We start from the raw sequence: 22,331 nt of genomic DNA on the forward strand, positions 1-22,331 counted from the left end.
ATTAGTTGAGTGATACCCGACCATCAAACACCCGGGTAGCAGGGCCCACCATGACGAGTGACGCTTCGGGGTCAGGCCACTCGATACTGAGCTGCCCGCCGGGCAAGTGCACTTTCACTGGGCTCTTCAGAAGCCCCTGACGAATCCCACTGGCCACCGCCGCACAGGCACCGGTGCCGCAGGCCAGGGTTTCACCGCTGCCACGCTCGAACACCCGCAGACGAATCTCGCTGGGCGAGACCACCTGCATAAAGCCGACGTTGACCCGCTTGGGAAACCGAGGATGCGACTCCAACAGCGGCCCCAAGCGCTCCACCGGGGCGCTATCCACGCTCTCTACCTGGAGGACAGCATGGGGATTGCCCATGGAGACCACGCCAAGCTGCAGCGTTTCACCGTCTACATCTACCTCATGCAGCGGTTGATCACCCGGCGCTTCAAACGGCAGCGTCGCCGGGTTAAAGCGCGGCCTGCCCATATCGACCCGTACCATGCCATCGTGCTGAACATTGAGCACCAGCGGGCCACCGGCGGTTTCCACATGGATTTCATGCTTGTGGGTTAAACGCTGGTCGCGCACAAAGCGGGCAAAGCAGCGCGCGCCGTTGCCACAGTTCTCCACTTCGCTGCCGTCGGCGTTATAGATACGGTAGCGAAAGTCCATGTCCGGGTCGCGGGGCGGCTCGACGATCAGCAGTTGGTCAAAGCCAATGCCAAAGCGCCGGTCCGCCAGTTGGCGGATCTGCTCGTCCCGCAGGCGCGCCCGCTGAGTGACCAGGTCCACCACCATGAAGTCGTTGCCCAGGCCGTGCATTTTGGTGAAGTGCAGCAGCATCAGCGCGCCCCTTCCGGCAGCAGCGCCTCACCGGCCCACAGGCTTTCCAGCGTTTCCCGAGCGCGCACCACGTGGTACGTGTCGCCGTCCACCATCACCTCTGGCGGGCGCGGGCGGCTGTTGTAGTTCGACGCCATCACAAAACCGTAAGCTCCGGCGGAGCGTACCGCCAACAGATCGCCTTCGGCGATAGCAAGCTCACGCTCTTTACCCAGGAAGTCACCGGTTTCACACACAGGGCCGACCACGTCGTAGGTGGCGCTCTCACGAGGCTGGCGGGTATCCACCGGCACAATCGCCTGCCACGCCTGATACAGCGCCGGACGAATCAGGTCGTTCATGGCCGCATCGACAATGGCAAAGTTCTTGGTCTCGCCGGGTTTCAAGAACTCTACCCGGGTGAGCATCAGCCCGGCGTTGGCCGCAATAGAGCGACCCGGCTCAAACAGCAGCGTGAGCTTTTCGCCGCCTTCCCAGCGGGAGAGGCGCGCCAGCAGTTGGCTAGCGTAATCGAATGGCTGGGGTGGCTTCTCGTCACGGTAGGGCACGCCTAAGCCGCCGCCTAAATCCAGATGGTCAATCTCGATGCCGCGCTCGCGAAGGCGCTCCATCAGCACCAGCAGGCGCTCCAGGGCATCTAGAAACGGCGCGGTTTCGGTGAGCTGCGAGCCGATATGGCAATCCAGGCCCGTCACGCGCAGGTTTGGCAGGCTGGCCGCCAGTTGGTACACCTCCAGCGCGTCATCCACCGGAATGCCAAACTTGTTATCTTTTAAGCCGGTAGAGATATAAGGGTGAGTGCCCGCATCCACATCAGGATTGACGCGCAGCGAGACCGGAGCGATTTTCCCCAGCTCACCTGCCACGGCATTCAGGCGCTCCAGCTCCGGGCGCGACTCGACGTTAAAGCATTTGATGCCAACTTCTAGCGCCCGCGCCATTTCATGCGGCTGCTTAGCCACGCCAGAAAACACCACTTTGGCGGGGTCGCCGCCCGCTTTTAGCACCCGCTCAAGCTCACCCACGGAGACAATATCAAACCCGGCCCCCATGCGGGCCAAAAGGCCCAGCACGGCAAGGTTAGAGTTGGCTTTCACCGCGTAGCAGATTAAGTGCGAGTGGCCACCCAAGGCTTCGGTGTAGGCGCGAAAATGGCGCTCAAAGGTCGCTTTTGAGTAGACATAGCAGGGCGTGCCCATCTCGGCGGCCAGCTGCGTTAGCGGCACTTCTTCGGCGTAGAGCACGCCATCGCGGTAGTTAAAGTGATCCATTACCCCTCCTGCTCGGCGGCCGAATCATTGGTATCGTCAGGCAGATAAAGTGGCCCCTTTTGACCACAGCCAACAAGCAGCAGTGCGGCCATCAGCAGCGCTCTAAGTATGATTGCACTGCGTTTCATGACGCACCTTTCAGGGCTGCCAGCGCTTCTCGCGCACGGTTTGCAGCGGCGCGCACTTGGTCAGGCGCCGTGCCGCCAATGTGGTTACGGGCAGCGACCGAGCCTTCCAGCGTCAGCACTTCAAACACATCCTGCTCAATGATATCGGAGAACTGCTGGAGCTCTTCGAGGGTCATTTCAGAGAGGTCTTTCTTGGTTTTCAGGCCGTAGGCCACGGACAGCCCCACGATCTCGTGAGCATCACGGAAGGCCACGCCTTTACGCACCAGGTAATCCGCCAGGTCTGTGGCGGTGGAGAAGCCACGCCGCGCCGCTTCGTACATGCTCTCTTTCTTCGGCTCAATGGCAGGCACCATGTCCGCAAAGGCTTTCAGACAGTCGCGCACGGTGTCGACGGCGTCGAACAGCGGCTCTTTGTCTTCCTGGTTGTCCTTGTTGTAGGCCAGCGGCTGCGACTTCATCAGCGTCAGCAGCGCCATCAGATGGCCATACACACGGCCGGTTTTACCGCGCACCAGCTCAGGCACGTCGGGGTTTTTTTTCTGCGGCATAATGGAGGAGCCGGTGCAGAAGCGGTCGGGCAGGTCGATGAAGCTGAACTGCGCACTGGTCCACAGCACGAGCTCTTCGCTCATCCGCGACAGGTGCATAAGCAGGATGCTGGCGAAACTGGTGAATTCAATTGCAAAATCACGATCTGACACGGCGTCCAGCGAGTTTTCTGCCGGGCGATCAAAGCCGAGCAGCTCAGCGGTCACGTGGCGGTCAATGGGGTAGGTCGTGCCCGCCAGCGCCGCGGAGCCCAGCGGCATCACATTCACCCGTTTACGGCAATCCAGCAGGCGCTCGTGATCGCGGGCCAGCATTTCCTGCCAGGCCAGCAGATGATGGCCGAAGGTGACTGGCTGAGCCGTTTGCAGGTGAGTAAAACCGGGCATGATGGTGTCGGCTTCCCGCTCGGCAAGCTCAATCATGCCGTCACGCAGACGGGTCAGCTCCGCTTCGATCACGTCGATCTCATCGCGCATGAACAGGCGAATGTCGGTGGCCACTTGGTCGTTGCGCGAGCGGCCGGTGTGTAGCTTCTTGCCAGTAATGCCGATTTTATCGGTCAGGCGTGCTTCGATGTTCATGTGCACGTCTTCCAGCGGCACCGACCACTGGAACTCACCGCGCTCAATCTCGCCCTGAATCTCGGTCAAGCCGTTGATAATGGCGTCGCGCTCTTCTTCGGTGAGCACGCCCACCCGCGCCAGCATGGTGGCATGGGCAATTGAGCCCTGAATATCCTGGCGCGCCAGGCGCTGGTCGAAGTTCACAGACGCGGTAAAGCGTGCAACAAAGGCATCGGTGGGCTCGCTGAAGCGACCGCCCCAAGACTGGTTCGTAGCTTGGCTCATCGGAGACATATCCTGCTGACAAAACTAATGGAGTCGTTACCGGAAAGTGTACCAGAGTCACTGCGTAGAGCGGCATGCCGTTTTATGGCAGTGTTTATAACGAGGTAGGAGATTCTTGGCTAGCAGCGACTACTAGCGGCGTTTTCAAATATGCCTTCAGCGCACTCAAGGCCATGGGACGAGCAAAGTAGTAGCCTTGGAAATGGTCGCACTGCAGGGTATGCAGGAAGTGAAACTGCTCGGCGGTTTCAACGCCTTCAATTAACACCTCGAGTCCCAACTTATCTGCCATGGTGACAACGCCCTCTACAATAGCGGCGTCACGGGAATCAACGGCCACATCGCCCACAAACGAGCGGTCAACCTTCAGCTTATTGATGGGTAGGCGTTTTAGATAGCTAAGGCTTGAGAAACCGGTGCCAAAGTCATCCAGAGCAATGTGCACGCCCAGTTGGCGCAGGGCCTGTAAGACCTGAATGGTGTGTTCGGCGCTATCCATTAACACACCTTCGGTCAGCTCCAGCTCTAATAGCGCGGGGGGCAAGCCACTACGCGCCAGCACCTGCTTTACGGAGTCTAAAAAGCCTGGGCGCTGAAACTGCATGGGTGATACGTTAATCGCCATGGTGATGGGGGTCGCGCTTTCGGCATTGAGCACCACCGCATCGCGGCAGGCGGTTTCCATCACCCACTCACTGATGGGGATAATCTGCCCGGTATCCTCGGCCAAAGGAATAAACTGCCCTGGCGGGATGTTGCCACGCTCTGGGTGGTACCAACGGATCAGCGCTTCAACCCCAGCGACCCGCCCACTATGGTGAATTTGCGGCTGGTAATGGAGCTCAAACTGCTCCTGCTCAATGGCCTGCTGCAGGGCATGGCGCAAATTCACCCGCTCGGTGACCTTGCGGTTAAGTTCGTCGGTATACCACTGAAAGGTGTTGCGCCCCCTGCGTTTGGCCTTGTACATGGCAAGGTCGGCCTGCTGAATGAGCTGACGCGGCGTTTGAATAGTGCCATCGTTGGTGGCAATCCCAATACTGGCAGTAATTCTTAGCTCGTTGCTGCGATACCAGTAAGGTGCCGAAACTCGTGCCAGCAGCCGCTCGACCACCTGTAAGACATCGTCTTCGTGGGCTAAATCCGGCAACAGCACGATAAACTCATCGCCGCCAAATCGGGCCACGGTGTCCCAGGGGCGCAGCTCCTCCTCCAAGCGCTTGGCGACCTCTAGCAAAATATAGTCGCCCACTTCATGGCCGAGGGTGTCATTGATTGGCTTAAAGTCGTCTAAATCAATGAACAGCACTGCTAAATAACGCTGGTAGCGCCTGGCTAACAAACAACCTTGGGCAAGGCGCTGGTCCAGCAACAGCCGGTTGGGCAGCCCGGTCAGCGCATCGTGATTGGCGTTATGGCTCAGCTGGGCCTGATACTCTCGCTGGGCGGTAATATCGTTTTGCGCGCCGATAAAATGTGTGACTACGCCAGCTTCATCGCGCACCGGGGAGATATAAAGATCGTTCCAGAAAGGCGCGCCGTTACGGCGATAGTTGCGAATCACCACATGCACATCGCGCTGCTCTTTGATGCCTTTGCGCAATTGCACCTGGGTCGCAGGGTCCGTGTCGATTCCTTGTAGAAAACGGCAGTTGCGGCCCAGCGCGGCCTCTCGCGAGTAGCCGGTGATGCGCTCAAAGGCAGCGTTCACATACACTATCGGCAAATCAGGGCGCTGAGCATCCACAATGACCACGCCATTGGTGCTAGACTCCACGCTGCGCTCCAGCAGCGCCAACTGCCGTTCAGTGTCTTTGCGCTCGGTAATATCCTGAGTAGAGCCCTGAGCTTGAATAATTTTTCCTAGCTCATCACGCACCGCTCGGCCAATCACTCGCACCCAACGCCGTCGCCCCTGCTGGGTAATAATCTCCAGCTCTTCGTCAAAACTTATCCCCTTCTCACAGCAGTTGGTAAACACGGCTTGAATACGCGACCGAGAGCTTGGCGTGTAAAAAGCAATCGCCTCCTCCAACGTGGGCTGGTGACCAACAGGCATATCGTGAAGGCGGCACACCTCCTCCGACCAGATCGGCAGCCCCACCGCTAAATCCATATACCAGCCGCCTATATGCGCTGTCTCACCGGCAATACGGAACAGCCGCTGATTGCGCCGTAGCTGCTTTTCCACCGCTTTGCGACGAGAAATATCTCGGGCAATCACATAAATCACCTGCTCACCGGCAGAAGCGGACACTTCCAACCAAACGCGCCTACCATCTACCGCTAACGCACAAATATCGAAGGCATTAATTTTTTCACCCCGGCATACCCTTGCCAACGCTGCTTCGATAACGGGATGATCACGCGGCTCTACCACGACACCACAGGGCCTACCCAGCAGCGCTTCTGCTTGGTAACCCAGTAACGACTCAAAGGTTGGGTTGATGCTGAGCAGCGTGCCCGCAAAGTCGATGCAGCAGAACAAATCCTGCGAAAGCAGAAAGAATTGGTCTAGCTTACCTTGCGGTTCAACAGGGGGCATGGCATTTCCTAATAGGCGTTAAACGCGTTCAGCGCTGGCCCTAAATTCGGCCGGTTATTTTTACTGTGTGGCTGGGTGCTTTATGATGAGAATTATCACAGTTCGACGCGCCGTGTCAGCGGCAAAGGGAGAATCAGGTGTCATCCATCACTAAATTGCGCATCGCCACGCGTAAAAGTCAGTTGGCCATGTGGCAGGCCGAGTACGTCCGCGACCGCTTGATGGCGGCACATAGCGGTCTGGAAGTTGAGCTTGTCCCCCTCTCCACCAAAGGCGACAAAATTCTCGATACGCCTCTCTCCAAAATTGGTGGCAAAGGGCTATTCGTCAAGGAGCTTGAAGACGCCATGCTGGATGGACGCGCCGATATTGCCGTTCACTCCATGAAAGACGTACCCATGCACTTCCCCGAAGGCTTGGGGCTATCGGTGATTTTAGAGGGGGCAGACCCCACCGATGCGTTCGTGTCCAACCACTATAACAGCATCGACGAGCTGCCCGAAGGTGCACGCATCGGTACCGCCAGCCTACGTCGTGGCCTACAAATACGTGAAGCCCGTCCGGACCTGCAAATCCTCAACCTGCGCGGCAACGTCCAGACTCGCCTTGGGAAGCTCGACGATGGCGAGTTCGACGCTATCATTCTGGCCACCTCTGGCCTGCAGCGCCTGGGGCTCGATGCGCGAATCGCCCAAGCACTGCCCCCCGAAATCTGCCTGCCCGCCTGCGGCCAGGGCGCACTAGGCATCGAATGTCGCTTGCACGACCCCGAATTGATTGCGCTACTGGCCCCCTTGGACGACCAGGATACCGCCACCCGCGTGCGCGCCGAGCGCGCCCTGAACACGCGCCTGGAAGGTGGCTGCCAAGTACCGATTGCCGGGCACGCCGTACTGGATAAAGCCAACGATACCCTGTGGCTGCGCGGGCTAGTGGGCAACCCAGAGGGCACCGAGGTACTGCGTGCCGAGGGCCGTGGCTCTATCCATGAGCCGGAAGCGCTCGGCATTCGTATTGCCGAAGAGCTGCTGGATCAAGGCGCCGGCGATATCTTGGCAGAGGTTTACGGCCGCAACGTATGAGCCAGCCGGTACTGATTTGCCGCCCTGGGGAGCGGGGCGAAACGCTGGCGGGTGCCCTGCGGGCAAGCGAAGGCTGGGTGGAGTCGCTTGACGTGATGCATCTGGAAGCGCTGCCTGAAGATGCTACGCAGCGCCAAGTCTGGTTGGATATTGATCAGTACCATAAGATAGTGGTGGTCAGCCCCTTTGCCGCTTACTGTTTAAGCGAGGCGCTGGATCGCTACTGGCCACAGCTACCTATCGGTATTGATTACTATAGCGTTGGACGGGGCACTGCCAGCATACTGTTCGATCAGCTTGGGGTTCGGGTACGTATTCCTCCACCCCAGCAGGGTGAAGACACCAGCGAAGCGCTGCTTTCGCTAGCGTCGCTTCGCCACCTAGCACATCAACGAGTGCTGCTGGTGGCAGGAGAAGGCGGCCGCACGCTGATCGCCGATACTCTAGCGGCACGCGGGGCCACTATTACCCGGCTGGCGGTCTATCGGCGGGTTTATCAGCCGCCTTCGCCAGCGATGCAAAAGCGCCTCGCCACAGGTGCCTACCGGGCGCTCATCGTCACCAGCGGCGAACTGCTTGAATATCTGGCAAAATGGTGTGGTCCAGCAGCGTTGAACCAACCGCTAATCGTTTCCAGTCACCGTTTAGCTACACTGGCCGGTAAACTGGGTTTTTGTGACCTCAAGGTGGCGTCGGGAGCAACGCCGGCTGCGCTGGTGGCCGCGTTGGATCGGTCCTGCAACCCATAGGGTGCCGATGTCGATCAAGGAACTTAATAAGGGCTAGCGACAGATGAGCAAACAACCAAACGAGCAGGAAGGCGTTAACAACACGTCTGCCGATGCATCCCAAGATAACGCGCAACCGAGCGATACTACGGCATCATCGGCGAAAAGCGAGTCGACTGCTGGCAGCGTCTCCTCCTCTTACGCGGCCAAAAATAGCCGTTCGCGCCGCCGCCATAAGAGTGGCAACAGTGCCTCTTCGGCACCGCAAACCGGCACGGCGAGCAATAACGGGCCGACGTCTGACTCGGCCAAAACGTCCGCCGCTAGCAACACCAAGGACACGAAAGACACTAAGGACGCCAAGAACAGCGCCGCCGACACCAAGCCAGCCGCTTCGTCGGGCAGTGCCGGTAAGCCAATCCCGCCCGCCTCTACAGCCGGTAGTGGTGGCAGCAAAGGCGGCGGTCTTGCCATCGCGTTGGTGATTATCCTGGCACTCGCCCTGGGCCTGATCACTTGGCAAGGCTGGCAGCGCCTGGATAGTCAGCAGCAGCGCCTGGACGAATTGGCCCAGCAAGCGCAAAACAGCGCTTCCCAGCAAGCGGTCAGCGAGCTTGAGTCACGGATCGAAGAGGGCGAAGCCGAACGAAGCCAAGCGCTGGAGAGTACCGTGAGCGAACTGCGCAGCGAGCTGGATAGCTATCGCAGCGACATCAACAGCACGCTGGACGAGGTGCTGACGCAGCTCTCACAAGAGCAGGACACCGACGAGCGCGATTGGCTTCACGCCGAAGCGGCCTACTTGCTGCGTTTGGCGAATCAGCGCCTGCAGCTGGAGGGTGATGTGGAAGGTGCCGCCGCTCTGCTGCGCACCGCCGATGCCCGTCTGGCCGATGCCGATAACCCGGCGCTAACGCCCGTGCGTCGTGAAATTGCCAACGAGCTCGCCGCGCTGGACGCCGTTCCTCAAGTGGACCGCACAGGCACTTACTTAGCTCTGAATGCCCAACAAGAGCGCGTAGCGGGTCTGCGCCTATCTCAAGAGATCGAAGAGCGCGCCGTGACGTCAAGTATTGAGCAGCCGCCTACCGGCACTTTCCAGCGCCAGCTCGCCCGCTTCGGTGAAGAGCTAAAAGATCTCGTGGTCATTCGTCAGCACGATGAAGCACTGGAAGCGTTGATCACGCCGGAGCAGGAGTCCTACCTGCGCCAGAGCCTGCGCCTGATTCTCGAGCAGTCTCAGCTAGCGCTGCTCAAAGAGGAGCCTGAGCTGTACGAAGCGAGCATCGACAAAGCCCTGGAGCTGCTGAACGGCTACTACGACACCGAGCGTGAAGAGACCCAGAGCGTCATAGCCCGCCTTCAAGAGCTGAAGCAGGCCGAAGTAAAGCCCGAGCTGCCGGATATCAGCGCCTCACAGCAAGCGCTGGCCAGCTTCATCGACAACCGTTTCGAGTCGCGTCGTCAGGATGGAGGTGATGCATGAGAAAACTCATCCTGCTGATCATCGCGGGCCTTGCGGTTGGCGCGCTCTTTGGGCACCTGATGATGTCAGTGCCCGGTTACTGGCTGATTCGAGTGGGCGACACCTCGGTTCAAACCTCGTTCTGGTTTGGTCTGGTGCTGCTGCTGGGTGCCTTTATTGTGCTGCACTTCGCGCTGCGCCTGCTTACCGGCATTATTCGCCCGGTTGGTCGCTTCCGTACCTGGAACAGCCGCGCCCGTAACCGTCGCGCCATGAAACGCACCGTGCGTGGTTTGGTGGCACTCACCGAAGGCCGCTGGAAAAAAGCCGAGAAAACCTTGGTGCGCGCCGCCGACGACTCCAGCACACCGCTGGTTAACTACCTATCGGCCGCGCTGGCAGCCCACTATCAGGGCGACCACGAGAAGTCCCAGGAGCATCTGAACCAGGCCCAGCTGACCACCGACGGCGCGGATACCGCCGTTGGCCTGATGCAGGCGCAGCTGATGATTGACCGTCAGCAGCCGGAAGAGGCTCTGGCAATTCTCACTCGCCTGGATAAGCAGCTCACCAATCACCCGCAGGTACTGAAGCTTTTGAAGCAGGTACACCTGAGCGTCAACGACTGGGAAGGCCTGCGCCGCCTAATTCCACGTCTGGCCGCGCAGAAGCTGATTACCCAGCAAGAGCGCGAACAGCTGGAATTCAAAGCGTATCGCGAGCTGATCATCTTCGAAGCGAAGAACCCTACCAATATCGAACGGGTTCGCGGGCTGTGGGCGGATATGCCCGACTACCTGCGTGGCAATACCGAGCTGATCGTGCTCTATACCGAGGCACTGCTACATGCCAACGAAGAGCCGATTGCCGAGCGTCTGCTGAACCACTCGCTGGATAACCACTGGGACGCCCGCTTGGTCAAGCGCTACGGCCTGCTCAATGTCGATGCCGCTCGCCAGCTCGCCAAGGCCGAAAAGTGGCTACAAGAGCGCCCCAACGACCCCGAGCTGCTGCTCGCCTGTGGACGCCTGTCACTACGTGTTGGCCAGTGGGAAAAAGCGCTGGAATACTTTGAAGCCAGCCAGCGCCAGCGCCCCAATGGCGAAGTGTGTGCCGAGCTTGCTCGCCTCTACGCAAGCCTAGGCGAGCACAACAAGAGCCAGCTCTACTATCGTCACAGTGTTGATATGCTAGCCAAATCTCTGCCATCGCTGCCCCAACCCAGCGATGCCAGTGACAGCACGCAAAGCGATAAGAAAGCGGCGAAAAAGACGGCATAACCGCCTTCTGTAACGCAAAAAGGGTGCCACGGGCACCCTTTTTTAATAACGCTTCGCTACACGCTCTCGGCAGGCTTCTCTGGGGCCGCCGCCTGTAGCTCAGACGTACAGTGACCACAGCGAACGGCCTTGATTGGCACCACCATAAAACAGTAAGGGCAGGGCTTTTCGGTCGGGTCTGCCGGTGCCACCGCCTCTTCGCGCTTTAAGCGGTTGATGGTACGCACCAGCAAAAACACCACGAACGCGACGATGGAGAAGCTCACCACCGCGTTGATAAACAGCCCCACGTTCAGCGTCACCGCCCCCGCTGCTTGGGCTTCCGCCAAGGTGGCATAGGGCGCTCCCGCCACGCCTTCCCGCAATACGACGAACAGATTCGAAAAATCGATCCCACCCACCAACAGGCCAATCAGCGGATTCATCACGTCTTTGACAAGGCTTTGCACAATCAGCGTAAATGCCCCGCCAATGATGATACCCACCGCCATATCAATCACATTGCCCTTAACGGCAAACTCGCGGAATTCCCGGAAAAATTTAGCCATACCCCACCCATCCTTACCAAGCCAATGAAACGCCAAGGGCTAACGATACAAAGGAGTTATATTATTGATGGGAGGCAGCCATCACCGCCTCTAGCGCCGCTTTATATCCCTGCACACCTAGGCCAGCAATCACGCCATCGGCCCGTAGCGAGACATAGGAGTGGTGGCGAAACGACTCGCGCTTATGCACGTTGGAGAGATGGACTTCGATGACCTGGCCATCAAAGGCGTTCAATGCATCGAGGATCGCTACCGAGGTATGAGTATAGGCCGCCGGATTGATAATGATGGCCTGCGTGCCATCTACCCTCGCTGCGTGAATGGCGTCGATGAGCTCACCTTCATGGTTACTTTGCAGGCAGGTGATCTCCCAGCCTGCCATTACCGCTTTTTCGCGCAGCAGGTTATTCACATCGTCGAGTGTGTCATAGCCATAAATCTCTGGCTGACGCGTGCCTAATAAATTGAGATTAGGCCCATGTAACACCAATACTTTGCCCTGCTGCATAGCGCACTCCTTCGGTGATGTGGTTAGTCGTGTTGCGTTTGTCGCCTCGTTCTAACACCTTCCCGCAAGCACCGCCAGCGCCTTATCCAATGATGCCTGCTGGCGCTGTTCATACAGCGCAATTTCATTAATCACGGAGGCCCCCAGGTCACGTTCGAATTGGGCTTGGTTGGCTTGGCTTGCGTATTCATCGCGCTGCTCGCCGCCCAGGTTCGACTGGAAGATGCCCGCCGCGCTAACCGGCAGGAAATCTTCGTAGATCATGGGTTGGCAGAGCAACGCTCCCTGGTCGACGAGTGCTTCCAGGGTCTCCGCATCGATGTGTTCAGGCAGCGATACTTTAGCGTCAGGAGCGGCGTAGTAGTGGAAGAAGGCGAGCCCTTCACGACGCAGCGTATCGAGATCATCAGGGAACGCTTGAAACACCTCGGCCAGATGCGCTTGGTGGGTGGCATTATCCTGGGCAGCGGGTAACTGCCGCGACTGGGCCAAGAGCTGATCGTAGAGCGCTCGTCCTTTCTGCGTCAAGGCAACCCCGCGCTGCTCGATTTCACCGAAGCGGGCGGTATGATGCCCCGCCACGCTGTCGGCAAAGGTAATGGTCTCTTCCAGCGCTTTGAAACTGGTTTGGCGCAGTAGAATCGGGCAGCGGCGACGGGGCGGACCTTCGATCACCGCCTTAGGGTCGATGCCAACACTCGGCATCTGCTGCTGTACTGCATCGATACCCAAGGTGCGCGGGGTTAAATGGTTGATATGCGGGCCTCTAAAGCTCACCACGTCGGCAATCAACCGATGCTCTTGATGCAAACGGTCGTAGGTGGCGCGGTCGACGGTGGCATCGTGGTGCCAGCGGAACGTATTGAGCGCGGCCTGCACGAATGCCTTGGCATCGGTCGCGTTTAGGCCACCCTGCTCTTCGCAGCGGGCGATTAGCGCCTGGGCCTCGGGGGTGACGATTTCACGGTGGGAGAGAATTTCCCGCGCCTGCTCGCGAAGCGCTGCGTTTTCGATGAGCTCTAGCCGCAGCAGCGAGGTAAAGACACGAAAGGGATTACGCCTCAACGCGTCGTCGTCCACCGGACGAAAGGCCGTGGAGTGCACCGGCACACCGGCAGCCGCCAAGTCGTAGTAACCCACCGGATACATGCCCATGACCGCAAACATACGCCGCAGCAGCGCCAGCTCTTCGGGCAAACCAACGCGGATCGCCCCATGGCGCTCGACGCTCAGGCGCGCCAGCTCATCTGAGGTTTCGAGCGTGCGGGCAAGATCGGCATCGTTTGCCAGCACGTCACGATTCACACGCTCCACCAGCGATAGCAGCGTGCCGTATTGCGGTACTTCCTGTTGATACATCGCCGACATCGCTTTGGAGAACTGATCGCGAATATCGTCGGCGCTTACATAAGCAGCATCCATGGGGCTTCCTGTTGGTCATCTTGTGAGTGTTATAACGATTACCATAGTAGCGCTGCAGCGACGGGGGAAATTGCATAAATTTGGCCGTTATCTTCATTAACACGCCTTGAGCCCCCGCCACAGCCCATGGTGTTACGGTTACACTAAGCCTTTCTGTTTCGACAATTCTACGTTTCGACAAAGGCCACCGCTTAGATGACTGCCTCACGCTCGCCTCTACCGCTCTATCTGGGCTTGCCCATGTGGGCCAATCAGGATTGGCAGGGCAGCCTCTACCCGCGCCAAGCCAAAACCGACCTGCTCAGTGATTACGCGGCAGTGTTTTCCAGCGTGGAGGGCAATACGACGTTTTACAGCGGCGCACCTAAGCCCGACACCATCGCTGCTTGGGCCCGCCAAGCCCCAGCGCACTTTCGCTTTTGCTTCAAACTGCCGGCGAGCGTGACGCATGACCAGCGCCTCGGCAGTTTAGCGTCTGCCTGGGAGTTTATAGAGGCACTGACGCCGCTCCATGACCGGCTTGGTCCAACCATGGTCCAACTACCGCGTGATTTCGGCCCTGCAGAGCTACCTAAACTCGAAGCATTGCTCGCTCACTGGCCAACGCAGCTGCCCTGCGCTGTCGAGGTGCGTCATCCTGTTTTTTTCCACAAGGGTGAGGAGGAGAAAGCCTTCAACCAATTGTTGATAACTTATAGCGCTAATCGTGTGATGCTGGATGTGCGTCCGGTGTTCTCGACCCCCGCCGAAGGCCATGCGGGCCTCGCTCATGCCCAACAGGAAAAGCCGAAAGTCCCGTTACACGTGCTTTCCACAGCGGAGCTGCCGATTATTCGCTTCATTGGCCATATTGACAAAACCATTAATACTCGCTACTTCGCTCCGTGGATAGAGCGCCTAAAGCTGTGGATAAGTCAGGGGAAAACCCCTTTCTTATTTGTGCATACAGCGGATAACCGCGAGTCCCCCGAGATGGCTCGACACCTGTACCACACCCTTCAACAGCACATCGCACTGCCTGAGCTTGACCCCTTTGCCGATGAAAAGCAGAGCCAGCTGTTTTAAGCCGTCTTTTTAGATGAGCTGACTGGCATGCCCTACCATGATCGGATAAATTGCGCGTTCTTTCGGAAAAGTACGCTGGCAATTTCTCTATTTCCGAAAATCGGCGCAGCAAGCCGATAACGACTCATTACAATTGAACGTATAACACAGGTGATTTATGGCAAAACTTGCACATGCACAGTGGTCATCGCGTATGACCTTTGTGCTGGCCGCAGCGGGCTCAGCGGTTGGCTTAGGAAATATTTGGAAGTTCCCGTACATGGTGGGCGAAAGCGGCGGGGCTGCTTTCGTATTTGTTTATCTGCTTTGTATTGGGCTCATTGGCTTGCCCATTCTTGTTTCTGAGTGGCTTATCGGGCGGCGCGGCCAGAAGAATCCAGCAAGCACGATGTCTGAGCTGGCACGCCAAGCCAATAAATCCAGTATGTGGGCCGTGGTGGGTATTAGCGGCATTGTGGGGGCGTTTTTAATCCTGTCGTTCTATAGCGTGATCGGCGGCTGGTCGCTCTACTACACCCTTAACTCAGTAAGCGGCACCTTCAGCGGCCAAGACGCCGACGGCATCGGGGCGCTGTTTAACGGTATGCTCAGCAACCCCGGGCTACTCCTGCTTGGCCACTCTGCCTTTATGCTGTTGGTGATTGGTATTGTTGCCCGTGGTGTAACAAAAGGGCTGGAAGGCGCTGTACGCATCTTGATGCCGGTACTCGCGTTACTGCTGGTCGTGCTGATCGGTTATGGCATGTCGACCGGCCATTTCGGTGAAGCGCTGGCATATATGTTCAACCCGGACTGGAGCAAGCTAAGCGCAGAGACAGTCCTGGCCGCGTTAGGGCACGCCTTTTTCACCCTGTCGCTGGGTATGGGCATCATGATGGCGTATGGCTCTTACCTGGGCAAAGAGATCAACCTACTCCAAACCGCCCGCACAGTGATCATTATGGATACGGTGATCGCTCTCGGCGCAGGTCTTGCGATCTTCCCCATCGTGTTTGCGAACAACCTTGACCTAGCCTCAGGCCCTGGGCTGATCTTTGTTACGCTGCCCTTAGCATTTGGCAATATGGACGGTGGCTCTCTGCTGGGTTTGATGTTCTTCCTGCTACTCACTTTCGCAGCGCTGACCTCGGCCATTTCGCTGCTTGAGCCCGTGGTTGAGTTTATTGAAGAGCGCACGCCGCTGTCTCGCGTGATGGCGACCGTTGTTGCCGGGGTGGGCGCTTGGGCGCTGGGTATTGCCGCTCTGCTCTCCTTCAACGTGTGGAGCGAGCCGCTCATGTTCGGTATGGGCGTGTTCGACCTACTGGATACGCTGACCAGCAAAATCATGCTGCCGCTTACCGGCTTGGGTGCGATTCTCTTCGCTGCGTGGTGCTTAGAGCGCAAGAGTGTCGAGGCTGAGCTTGGGCTGTCAGCCACTGGCGTAAGCGTATGGAACATCATCGCGCGCTATGTAGCGCCCGCAGGCGTCATCGCTGTCTTCGTCATAGGCTTACTCTAAGCCGTCACGGCCCCGCTAGCTGGCGGGGCTGTCTATCGCACGCTGTTGTTAGTGCAATTCGCTCTCTTGCGGTTCGTCATCGTCCGGCAAGGGAGCGATATCCCGCGACAATTTCTGAAACTCCCGATGCAGCTCAATCCCTCTGCGTGCCCTTAGGCTACGCTGGGCGGCGCTGCGCCGACGTTGGGCATGCTCATCGACCTCCATACTCATGAATATGTCGAGCAATTCGCTTTTTACCGAGGTCATTCGTTCGACGTTTCTCATGATCGACGCTCCTCCAGGTGAAGTTGCCTACGTCCACCTGCATCCGTGACGACTGATTTTTAAATGATGCAGTGCGGCACGTCACTTCTTACTATAACCTACTTGACAAAATGATGACGAATCTTGAAGAAAGGGGGTTAACGCCCTTTAAACGGCAGCCATTACGGGTGATTACCGCTGCCCTCTTCGCGTCACTCAGGCATACTGTGGCCACCTAGGCTGCATAAGCACGATCAAGAATTTAAGGAGCTGAACGTGAGCCGCGCCCTGTTCGATGAAATGAGACGCCGCATGGAGCATTTCCGTCGCTCCGAACAAAAGGTAGCGCGGTTCGTGCTGCGCAACCCCGATGAAGTCATTCACATGCGCATCGTGGACCTGGCCACCGAAGCAAAGGTGAGCGAGCCTACGGTGGTGCGCTTCTGCCGTGCGCTGGGCTGCAACGGCTTTCAGGATTTCAAGCTGCAGCTAGCCCAGATGCTGGCCAGCGGTAGTCAGTTCGCCCAGTTCTCGATGAACGATAGCGACTCGGTGGCGGAGTTCTCTCACAGCATTTTTGACTCCACCGTCGGCACACTGCTGTCGGTACGCGATCGGCTCGACAATGAAGCCTTGGGGCGGGCCGTGAATGCGCTGGCCATGGCTAACCGGGTGGAGTTTTACGGCTTTGGTGCCTCTGGTGCCGTGGCCTTCGATGCCCAGCACAAGTTTTTCCGCCTGCAGATCTCGACCTCTGCCTACGCCGACCCGCACATGCAGAACATGTCGGCGGTGACCCTGCAGGAGGGCGACGTGGTGGTCGCCATCTCGCAGACAGGCCGAACCCGGGCGCTGGTGGCCAGCGTTCGCCTGGCCCGCGAAGCGGGGGCTACGGTGATTGGCCTGTGCCCCAGCGAATCTCCGCTGGCCCAGGAGGTGAGCTTGCCGCTGTTCATCGATGTGCACGAAGATACCGAGATTTACACGCCGCTCAGCTCGCGCATCGCGCACTTGGTGCTGATCGACGTGCTGGCCGTCGGTGTCGCCAAAACCCGCGGCCCCAAACTCGCCGAACAGCTTAAAGCGGTGAAAAAGAGCCTAACCACGCTGCGTTATCCAGACGATCAATAAACACAGCCCAACGGTACGTACGCTGTATACCCAGCCAGTGGGCGGGCTGTGCTAAACTGGCCGCCCATTTTTTCGAACCGGCAGCGGCTTATATGGACGACGTCACGGCGATACTCGATCAGCTCAACCCCGCCCAGCGAGAGGCCGTCAGTGCCCCCCAGGGCAACCTACTGGTACTGGCGGGCGCTGGCTCCGGTAAAACCCGCGTGCTGGTTCACCGCATTGCCTGGCTGATGCAGGCCGAGGGGCTGTCTCCTTATGCGCTGCTGGCGGTCACGTTTACCAACAAAGCGGCACGGGAAATGCGCACACGCTTAGAAGCGCTGCTGGGTATTTCCATGCGCCACGTGTGGGTCGGTACGTTCCACTCCATTGCCCACCGGCTGCTGCGCACCCATTGGCAAGATGCCCGCCTACCGCAACACTTCCAAATCATTGATTCCGACGATCAGCTCCGGCTGATCAAACGGCTGCTCAAAGATTACGCCATTGACGACGAGCGTTTCCCTCCCCGCCAGGTGCAGGGGTTTGTATCTGGCTGCAAAGAGGAAGGGCTGCGCCCGCATCAGGTCAACGTCAACGGTGATGGCTATTTGGCACAAATGGTCGAGCTGTACGAGCGCTACCAGCTCACCTGTGAACGTGGCGGGCTGGTGGATTTTGGCGAGCTGCTGTTGCGCAGCCTGGAGCTTCTGCGCGATAACCCACCGCTGCTGAACCACTACCGCGAGCGCTTTGGGCATGTGCTAGTAGACGAGTTCCAAGACACCAACACTCTCCAGTATGCGTGGCTGAAACTGCTCACCGGCCAACAAACGCCGATGACAGCGGTCGGCGATGATGACCAGTCGATTTACGGTTGGCGCGGCGCCAAAGTGGAGAATATTCGCCGCTTTGAAGAGGAGTTTACCGATACCCATACGGTGCGTCTGGAACAGAACTACCGCTCTACCAGCGCAATCTTGGAAGCCGCTAACACGCTGATTAGCCATAACAGCGAACGGCTGGGTAAAAACCTCTGGACCGATGGTATCAAGGGCGAGCCGATCTCGGTGTATGCCGGGTTCAACGACCTGGAAGAAGCCCGCTACATCGTCGACACCATCAAAGAGAAAATCGAGGAGGGCTTCAACCGTCGTGATGTCGCCATCCTATACCGCTCCAACGCCCAGTCGCGACTGCTGGAAGAGACGCTGATTCGCCAAGGGATGCCCTACCGCATCTACGGCGGCCACCGCTTTTATGAGCGACTGGAGATCAAAAACGCCCTGGCCTACCTTCGCCTGCTGCTCAACCGGGACGACGACGCCTCCCTTGAACGCGTCATCAACGTGCCCACCCGAGGCATTGGCACCCGCACGGTGGAAATCGTCCGCCACCGCGCACGGGAACAGGGCGTTTCGCTCTGGCAGGCGCTCCACGACGCGATTCAGGATGGCACCTTAAGAGGCCGGGCGGGCAACGCCGTGCAGGCCTTTACCAACTTGATCGAACAGCTGGACAACGACACGTCCGGGCTGCCGCTCCACGAGATCATCGACCACGTCACGGCGCGCACCGGGTTGATCGAGCACCATCAAAGCGAGCGTGGTGAGAAAGGCCAGGCGCGGGTCGAAAACTTGGAAGAGCTGGTCACCGCTGCCCGCGCCTTCACCCATGGCGACGCCTTCGAGACCCCGGAAGCCGGAGAAGGCATGGCCGCGCTGGAAGCCTTCCTTTCGGAAGCCGCCCTCAACGCAGGCGACCATGAAGCCGAGGAGTTCGAGGACAGCGTGCAGCTGATGACGCTGCACTCGGCGAAAGGGCTAGAGTTTCCCGTGGTGTTTATCGCCGGTGTGGAGGAGGGGCTGTTCCCGCATAAGATGTCGGTGGAGGAGCCGGGGCGGCTCGAGGAGGAGCGTAGGCTTTGCTATGTAGGCGTTACCCGCGCCATGCAGAAGCTCTACCTGACCCACGCAGAAACCCGTCGCCTGCACGGAAAAGAGGTGTTTCCACGCCCTTCGCGCTTTCTGCGCGAACTGCCGCCCCACCTGCTGGAAGAAGTGCGCCTAAGGGGCCATATCTCCCGCCCGGTAACCGCATCGCGGCAAAGCTTCGCCCAAACCAGTATCGAGAGCGACGGCGAGCTGCCTGCGCTGCATGTCGGCCAGCGGGTCGAGCACCCGGTATTTGGTGAGGGGATTATTCTCAACGCCGAGGGCGAAGGTGCCCGTGCTCGCGTGCAGGTAAGCTTCGACGGTAACGGCGTGAAGTGGCTCGTGCTCGGGTTTGCCAAGCTTACGCCGCTTTAAAACCTATCGCCGTTTTAAAGCCTAAAAAGGGCAAGGGAAGACAGACACTTGCCCTATAAAAGCTGCTTAGCGCATACTGGCGGGCGGACACTGCGCTCACTGCGCTTATAAAAAACAGCCTATAATTTCGGAGTCATGCCCGCCATGCAACGCCGCCAATTTTTGAAAACCGCCGGCCTAGGTGCCGCCGGTGTCGCTGCTGCCCCCTTTGTTTCTACCGCCAGCGCTAACGAAACCTACACCTGGGATATGGTCACCTCTTGGCCGAAGAATTTCCCCGCCCTGGGTACCGGTGCTAACGACTTTGCTCGTCGTGTGGAACAGCTCTCTAACGGCCGCATGCGCATTCGCGTTCACGGTGCAGGCGAGCTGGTACCGGCACTGGAAGTCTTTGATGCCGTCGCCGCAGGCACGGCTGAAATGGGTCACTCCGCGTCTTACTACTGGCGCGGTAAAGTCGCGGCTTCTCAGTTCTTCACCGCCGTGCCATTTGGCATGACCACCACCGAAATGAACGCGTGGCTGTACCACGGCGGTGGCCAGGAGCTGTGGGATGAGATCTACTCCAACCACAATCTGAAGCCGTTTGCCGTGGGTAACACCGGCACGCAGATGGCGGGCTGGTTCAAAAAAGAGATCAACTCCCTCGACGATATGCAGGGCCTGAAGCTGCGCTTGCCGGGTCTCGCCGGTGAAGCCATGAACGGCATCGGTGTGAGCACCGTGAACATGGCCGGTTCAGAAATCTTCACCTCGCTACAAACCGGTGCGCTAGACGCCGCTGACTGGGTGGGTCCGTATAACGACCTGGCCTTTGGCCTGCACCAAGTGGCAGACTACTACTACACGTCAGTGTGGAACGAGCCCTCTGCCGTCCTTGAAGGCACCATCAACCTGGATGCGTGGAATGCGCTGCCGGAAGACCTGCAGGACGTGATCCGCGAAGCGGCACGCGCTTCTAACCTAGCGATGATCAGCGAGCTTGCCTACCGCAACGCCCAGGCCCTGGAAACGCTGGTGGAAGAGCACGGTGTGCAGCTGCGCACCTTCCCGGAAGACGTGATGGCCGCGCTGTACGAGTCGTCTAAAGAGGCCATTCAGCGTCAGGTAGATAGCGACGAAGAGTCTCGCCGCGTTTACGAATCCTACTCAGCGTTCCAGAAAGTGGTGCGCCCGTTTAGCGATGCAGGTGAGTACGCTTACCTGAAGAGCCGCGACAACGTAGGTGCATAACCTGTTCTCGGCTAATGACACTCGGCTAATGACAAAAGGGCGCCTCGGCGCCCTTTTTGCTGCTTTGTAGATAGAACAAGTGACAGAAAGCTTAGCCGTGTACGGCGCGAATACGCCCATTGTCGTCCAGCGCCACCATCACAAAGCGTGCTTCGGTGACTTTCTGGCGCTCTTCAATATGGCGGCCGTGGGGCGGGCGCACCCATACCTCTACATCAATTTTGATGGAGCTGTGGCCAATGTCTTGCACTTGAGTATACACGCTCACCATAGAGCCCACCCGCACAGGGCTGAGAAAGTCCATCGCCTCAATGGCCACCGTGGCAGTGCGCCCGCCGGCTTCGCGCCCGGCGGCCAACTCCGCCGCTTGATCCATCTGATTCACCAGCCAGCCGCCAGGAATATCGCCATAGAGATTGGTATCTTGTCGAGAAGCCAGTAACTTTAAGGTGAGCTGCCCTTTTGGGGCGGGTACATCGTCCAAGTCGGTGTCCAGCGGTGTCATAAGGTGGTCGCTTTGTAAGGTTATTGTTGTGATGTTACTCGGTGATACGGATGAGTGCCGTGTTGCTGCATCGCAACAGGCTGGCGATAGATAGTTAATCATAAGAGGGGTGACGTTTGAAGGGCAATGGTTTGAAGCGCTATCGCTTGAGGTTTAACCAACACTACCGCCTCTGGTTGGCAGGCGGGCTGCTATTTTTTTGCGCCTGCGCTTGGGGGCAACCAAGCCCTGTTGGGGGCACTTTAGGGGCGGTTGGCTCCGACACCATGGCGGGGCTAATGCTACGCTGGGGGGAAGCGTTACATCACCGCTACCCTGATATTACGCTGCAGTTTCAAGCAGGCGGTTCCGCCAGCGCACCGACCGCCTTGGTAGCGGGCACAACGCGCTTTGGGCCGATGTCGCGCCCGATAACCGAGCGCGAGCGCCAGCAGTTTATCGAACGTTACGGCTACCCCCCTCACGAGCTGAGCGTCGCTCGGGATGCCCTGTTGCTGGTGGTTCACCGTCATAACCCACTGGCATCGCTAACCCGCAAGCAGGCCGATGCCATCTTTTCCACATCGCTGGACTGCGGAGGACCCCAACCCATTCGCCGCTGGGAAGACCTGCTGCCCGCAGATCAGTGGCCCTATGGAAAAATTGCCCTGCACGGCCGAAATTTAGCCTCGGGCACCCATAGGCTATTTCAGGAACAGGCGCTATGTAACGGCCAGTTTCGCCGCGATATTAGCGAACACCCCGGCTCTTCAGCGGTGATTGCCGCCGTAGGCGAATCTCCCAACGCCATGGGCTATGCGGGCTATAACCACTTAAATCCCATGGTACGCGCGCTACCGCTGATCAACGATAAAGGCACTGCCATTACCCCCAGCGTGGCGACAATTCAGGACGATACCTACCCGCTCTCGCGGGATCTCTACCTTTACGTTAACCTGCCGCCCGGTGAGAGACTGCCGCCCGCCGAGCAGGCGTTTCTTGAACTGATTTTCTCGGATGAAGGGCAACAAATTGTACAAGCCGCTGGCTTTGTGCCTCTGCCTCAGACCCAGCGCTCACCTCTACTGCTTGGCGACTAAACTGTCACTTAACTGTCATAAACATGACGTAGGGTATAAAGCTTCGGCCATGTACGTACTTTTTGCTA

The 22,331-nt window shown here is 58.4% G+C and carries 20 protein-coding genes; 10 read left to right on the plus strand and 10 right to left on the minus strand.

The genetic code is table 11. The features are described 5' to 3' along the window. Window position 1: 1 nt before the first annotated feature. The 5 genes from dapF to BMY49_RS09385 form a co-directional block, all read right to left on the minus strand. Complete coding sequence (gene dapF / locus BMY49_RS09365) at window positions 2-835, minus strand: diaminopimelate epimerase (RefSeq protein WP_089675438.1); 834 nt, start codon at window positions 833-835, stop codon at window positions 2-4. Then, a complete protein-coding gene (lysA, locus tag BMY49_RS09370; RefSeq protein WP_089675439.1) occupies window positions 835-2,106 on the minus strand; it encodes a diaminopimelate decarboxylase in 1,272 nt (423 codons plus the stop codon). The genes dapF and lysA overlap by 1 nt, the downstream gene beginning before the upstream one ends. Beyond that, entirely contained in the window at window positions 2,106-2,234 is a 129-nt protein-coding gene (gene lptM, locus BMY49_RS09375) for an LPS translocon maturation chaperone LptM (protein ID WP_089675440.1), read from the minus strand. Before lptM ends, lysA begins: the two co-directional genes overlap by 1 nt. Continuing rightward, on the minus strand, window positions 2,231-3,634 hold the full coding sequence (argH, locus tag BMY49_RS09380) for an argininosuccinate lyase (protein WP_089675441.1): 1,404 nt from the start codon (window positions 3,632-3,634) through the stop codon (window positions 2,231-2,233). The genes lptM and argH overlap by 4 nt, the downstream gene beginning before the upstream one ends. A gap of 94 nt (window positions 3,635-3,728) precedes the next feature. Next, window positions 3,729-6,179: a sensor domain-containing protein gene (locus BMY49_RS09385; protein WP_089675442.1), complete on the minus strand. Its 2,451-nt coding sequence runs from the start codon at window positions 6,177-6,179 to the stop codon at window positions 3,729-3,731. A 137-nt stretch (window positions 6,180-6,316) separates the two neighbouring features. Between BMY49_RS09385 and hemC the strand changes: the two genes are divergently transcribed. From hemC to BMY49_RS09405, 4 genes are read left to right on the plus strand one after another with little or no spacing between them, the layout of a single operon-like run. Continuing rightward, a complete protein-coding gene (hemC, locus tag BMY49_RS09390) occupies window positions 6,317-7,261 on the plus strand; it encodes a hydroxymethylbilane synthase (protein ID WP_089675443.1) in 945 nt (314 codons plus the stop codon). Beyond that, complete coding sequence (locus BMY49_RS09395; RefSeq protein ID WP_089675444.1) at window positions 7,258-8,010, plus strand: uroporphyrinogen-III synthase; 753 nt, start codon at window positions 7,258-7,260, stop codon at window positions 8,008-8,010. The genes hemC and BMY49_RS09395 overlap by 4 nt, the downstream gene beginning before the upstream one ends. 43 nt (window positions 8,011-8,053) lie before the next feature. Further along, window positions 8,054-9,475: a uroporphyrinogen-III C-methyltransferase gene (locus tag BMY49_RS09400; RefSeq protein ID WP_167359360.1), complete on the plus strand. Its 1,422-nt coding sequence runs from the start codon at window positions 8,054-8,056 to the stop codon at window positions 9,473-9,475. Further along, window positions 9,472-10,734, plus strand: a complete 1,263-nt coding sequence (locus BMY49_RS09405) for a heme biosynthesis HemY N-terminal domain-containing protein (protein ID WP_062359244.1) — start codon at window positions 9,472-9,474, stop codon at window positions 10,732-10,734. Before BMY49_RS09400 ends, BMY49_RS09405 begins: the two co-directional genes overlap by 4 nt. A 56-nt stretch (window positions 10,735-10,790) precedes the next feature. On the opposite strand, the gene mscL is transcribed toward BMY49_RS09405, so the two are convergent. The 3 genes from mscL to hglS all read right to left on the minus strand — a co-directional run bounded on the left by mscL (window position 10,791) and on the right by hglS (window position 13,212). After that, window positions 10,791-11,282, minus strand: a complete 492-nt coding sequence (gene mscL / locus BMY49_RS09410) for a large conductance mechanosensitive channel protein MscL (RefSeq protein WP_054644912.1) — start codon at window positions 11,280-11,282, stop codon at window positions 10,791-10,793. 61 nt (window positions 11,283-11,343) lie between these two features. Next, window positions 11,344-11,790, minus strand: a complete 447-nt coding sequence (gene aroQ, locus BMY49_RS09415; protein ID WP_089675445.1) for a type II 3-dehydroquinate dehydratase — start codon at window positions 11,788-11,790, stop codon at window positions 11,344-11,346. A 51-nt stretch (window positions 11,791-11,841) separates the two neighbouring features. Beyond that, window positions 11,842-13,212, minus strand: a complete 1,371-nt coding sequence (hglS, locus tag BMY49_RS09420; RefSeq protein ID WP_089675446.1) for a 2-oxoadipate dioxygenase/decarboxylase HglS — start codon at window positions 13,210-13,212, stop codon at window positions 11,842-11,844. A gap of 195 nt (window positions 13,213-13,407) precedes the next feature. Here hglS and BMY49_RS09425 point away from each other — a divergent pair, with 195 nt between their 5' ends. After that, a complete protein-coding gene (locus tag BMY49_RS09425; protein WP_089675447.1) occupies window positions 13,408-14,277 on the plus strand; it encodes a DUF72 domain-containing protein in 870 nt (289 codons plus the stop codon). Between the two features lie 157 nt (window positions 14,278-14,434). Continuing rightward, window positions 14,435-15,778: a sodium-dependent transporter gene (locus BMY49_RS09430; protein ID WP_089675448.1), complete on the plus strand. Its 1,344-nt coding sequence runs from the start codon at window positions 14,435-14,437 to the stop codon at window positions 15,776-15,778. 48 nt (window positions 15,779-15,826) lie between these two features. On the opposite strand, the gene BMY49_RS09435 is transcribed toward BMY49_RS09430, so the two are convergent. Then, a complete protein-coding gene (locus BMY49_RS09435; RefSeq protein ID WP_062374507.1) occupies window positions 15,827-16,045 on the minus strand; it encodes a PA3496 family putative envelope integrity protein in 219 nt (72 codons plus the stop codon). A 255-nt stretch (window positions 16,046-16,300) separates the two neighbouring features. On the opposite strand from BMY49_RS09435, the gene hexR reads away from it, so the two are divergent. The 3 genes from hexR to BMY49_RS09450 all read left to right on the plus strand — a co-directional run bounded on the left by hexR (window position 16,301) and on the right by BMY49_RS09450 (window position 20,679). Then, on the plus strand, window positions 16,301-17,155 hold the full coding sequence (gene hexR, locus BMY49_RS09440) for a transcriptional regulator HexR (RefSeq protein WP_089675449.1): 855 nt from the start codon (window positions 16,301-16,303) through the stop codon (window positions 17,153-17,155). Window positions 17,156-17,247: 92 nt separating this feature from the next. Continuing rightward, window positions 17,248-19,446 carry a DNA helicase II gene (gene uvrD, locus BMY49_RS09445; protein WP_089675450.1) on the plus strand — a complete coding sequence of 733 codons (2,199 nt, stop codon included), beginning with the start codon at window positions 17,248-17,250 and terminating at the stop codon, window positions 19,444-19,446. A 144-nt stretch (window positions 19,447-19,590) separates the two neighbouring features. Continuing rightward, window positions 19,591-20,679 carry a TRAP transporter substrate-binding protein gene (locus BMY49_RS09450; protein ID WP_062374504.1) on the plus strand — a complete coding sequence of 363 codons (1,089 nt, stop codon included), beginning with the start codon at window positions 19,591-19,593 and terminating at the stop codon, window positions 20,677-20,679. A 91-nt stretch (window positions 20,680-20,770) separates the two neighbouring features. Here the strand turns inward: BMY49_RS09450 and BMY49_RS09455 are convergent, their stop codons facing one another. Continuing rightward, complete coding sequence (locus BMY49_RS09455) at window positions 20,771-21,184, minus strand: acyl-CoA thioesterase (RefSeq protein ID WP_058577681.1); 414 nt, start codon at window positions 21,182-21,184, stop codon at window positions 20,771-20,773. Between the two features lie 146 nt (window positions 21,185-21,330). On the opposite strand from BMY49_RS09455, the gene BMY49_RS09460 reads away from it, so the two are divergent. Next, window positions 21,331-22,263, plus strand: a complete 933-nt coding sequence (locus BMY49_RS09460; RefSeq protein WP_371827825.1) for a PstS family phosphate ABC transporter substrate-binding protein — start codon at window positions 21,331-21,333, stop codon at window positions 22,261-22,263. Window positions 22,264-22,331 lie beyond the last annotated feature (68 nt).

The organism is Vreelandella aquamarina (assembly GCF_900110265.1).
Lineage (GTDB): Bacteria > Pseudomonadota > Gammaproteobacteria > Pseudomonadales > Halomonadaceae > Vreelandella > Vreelandella aquamarina.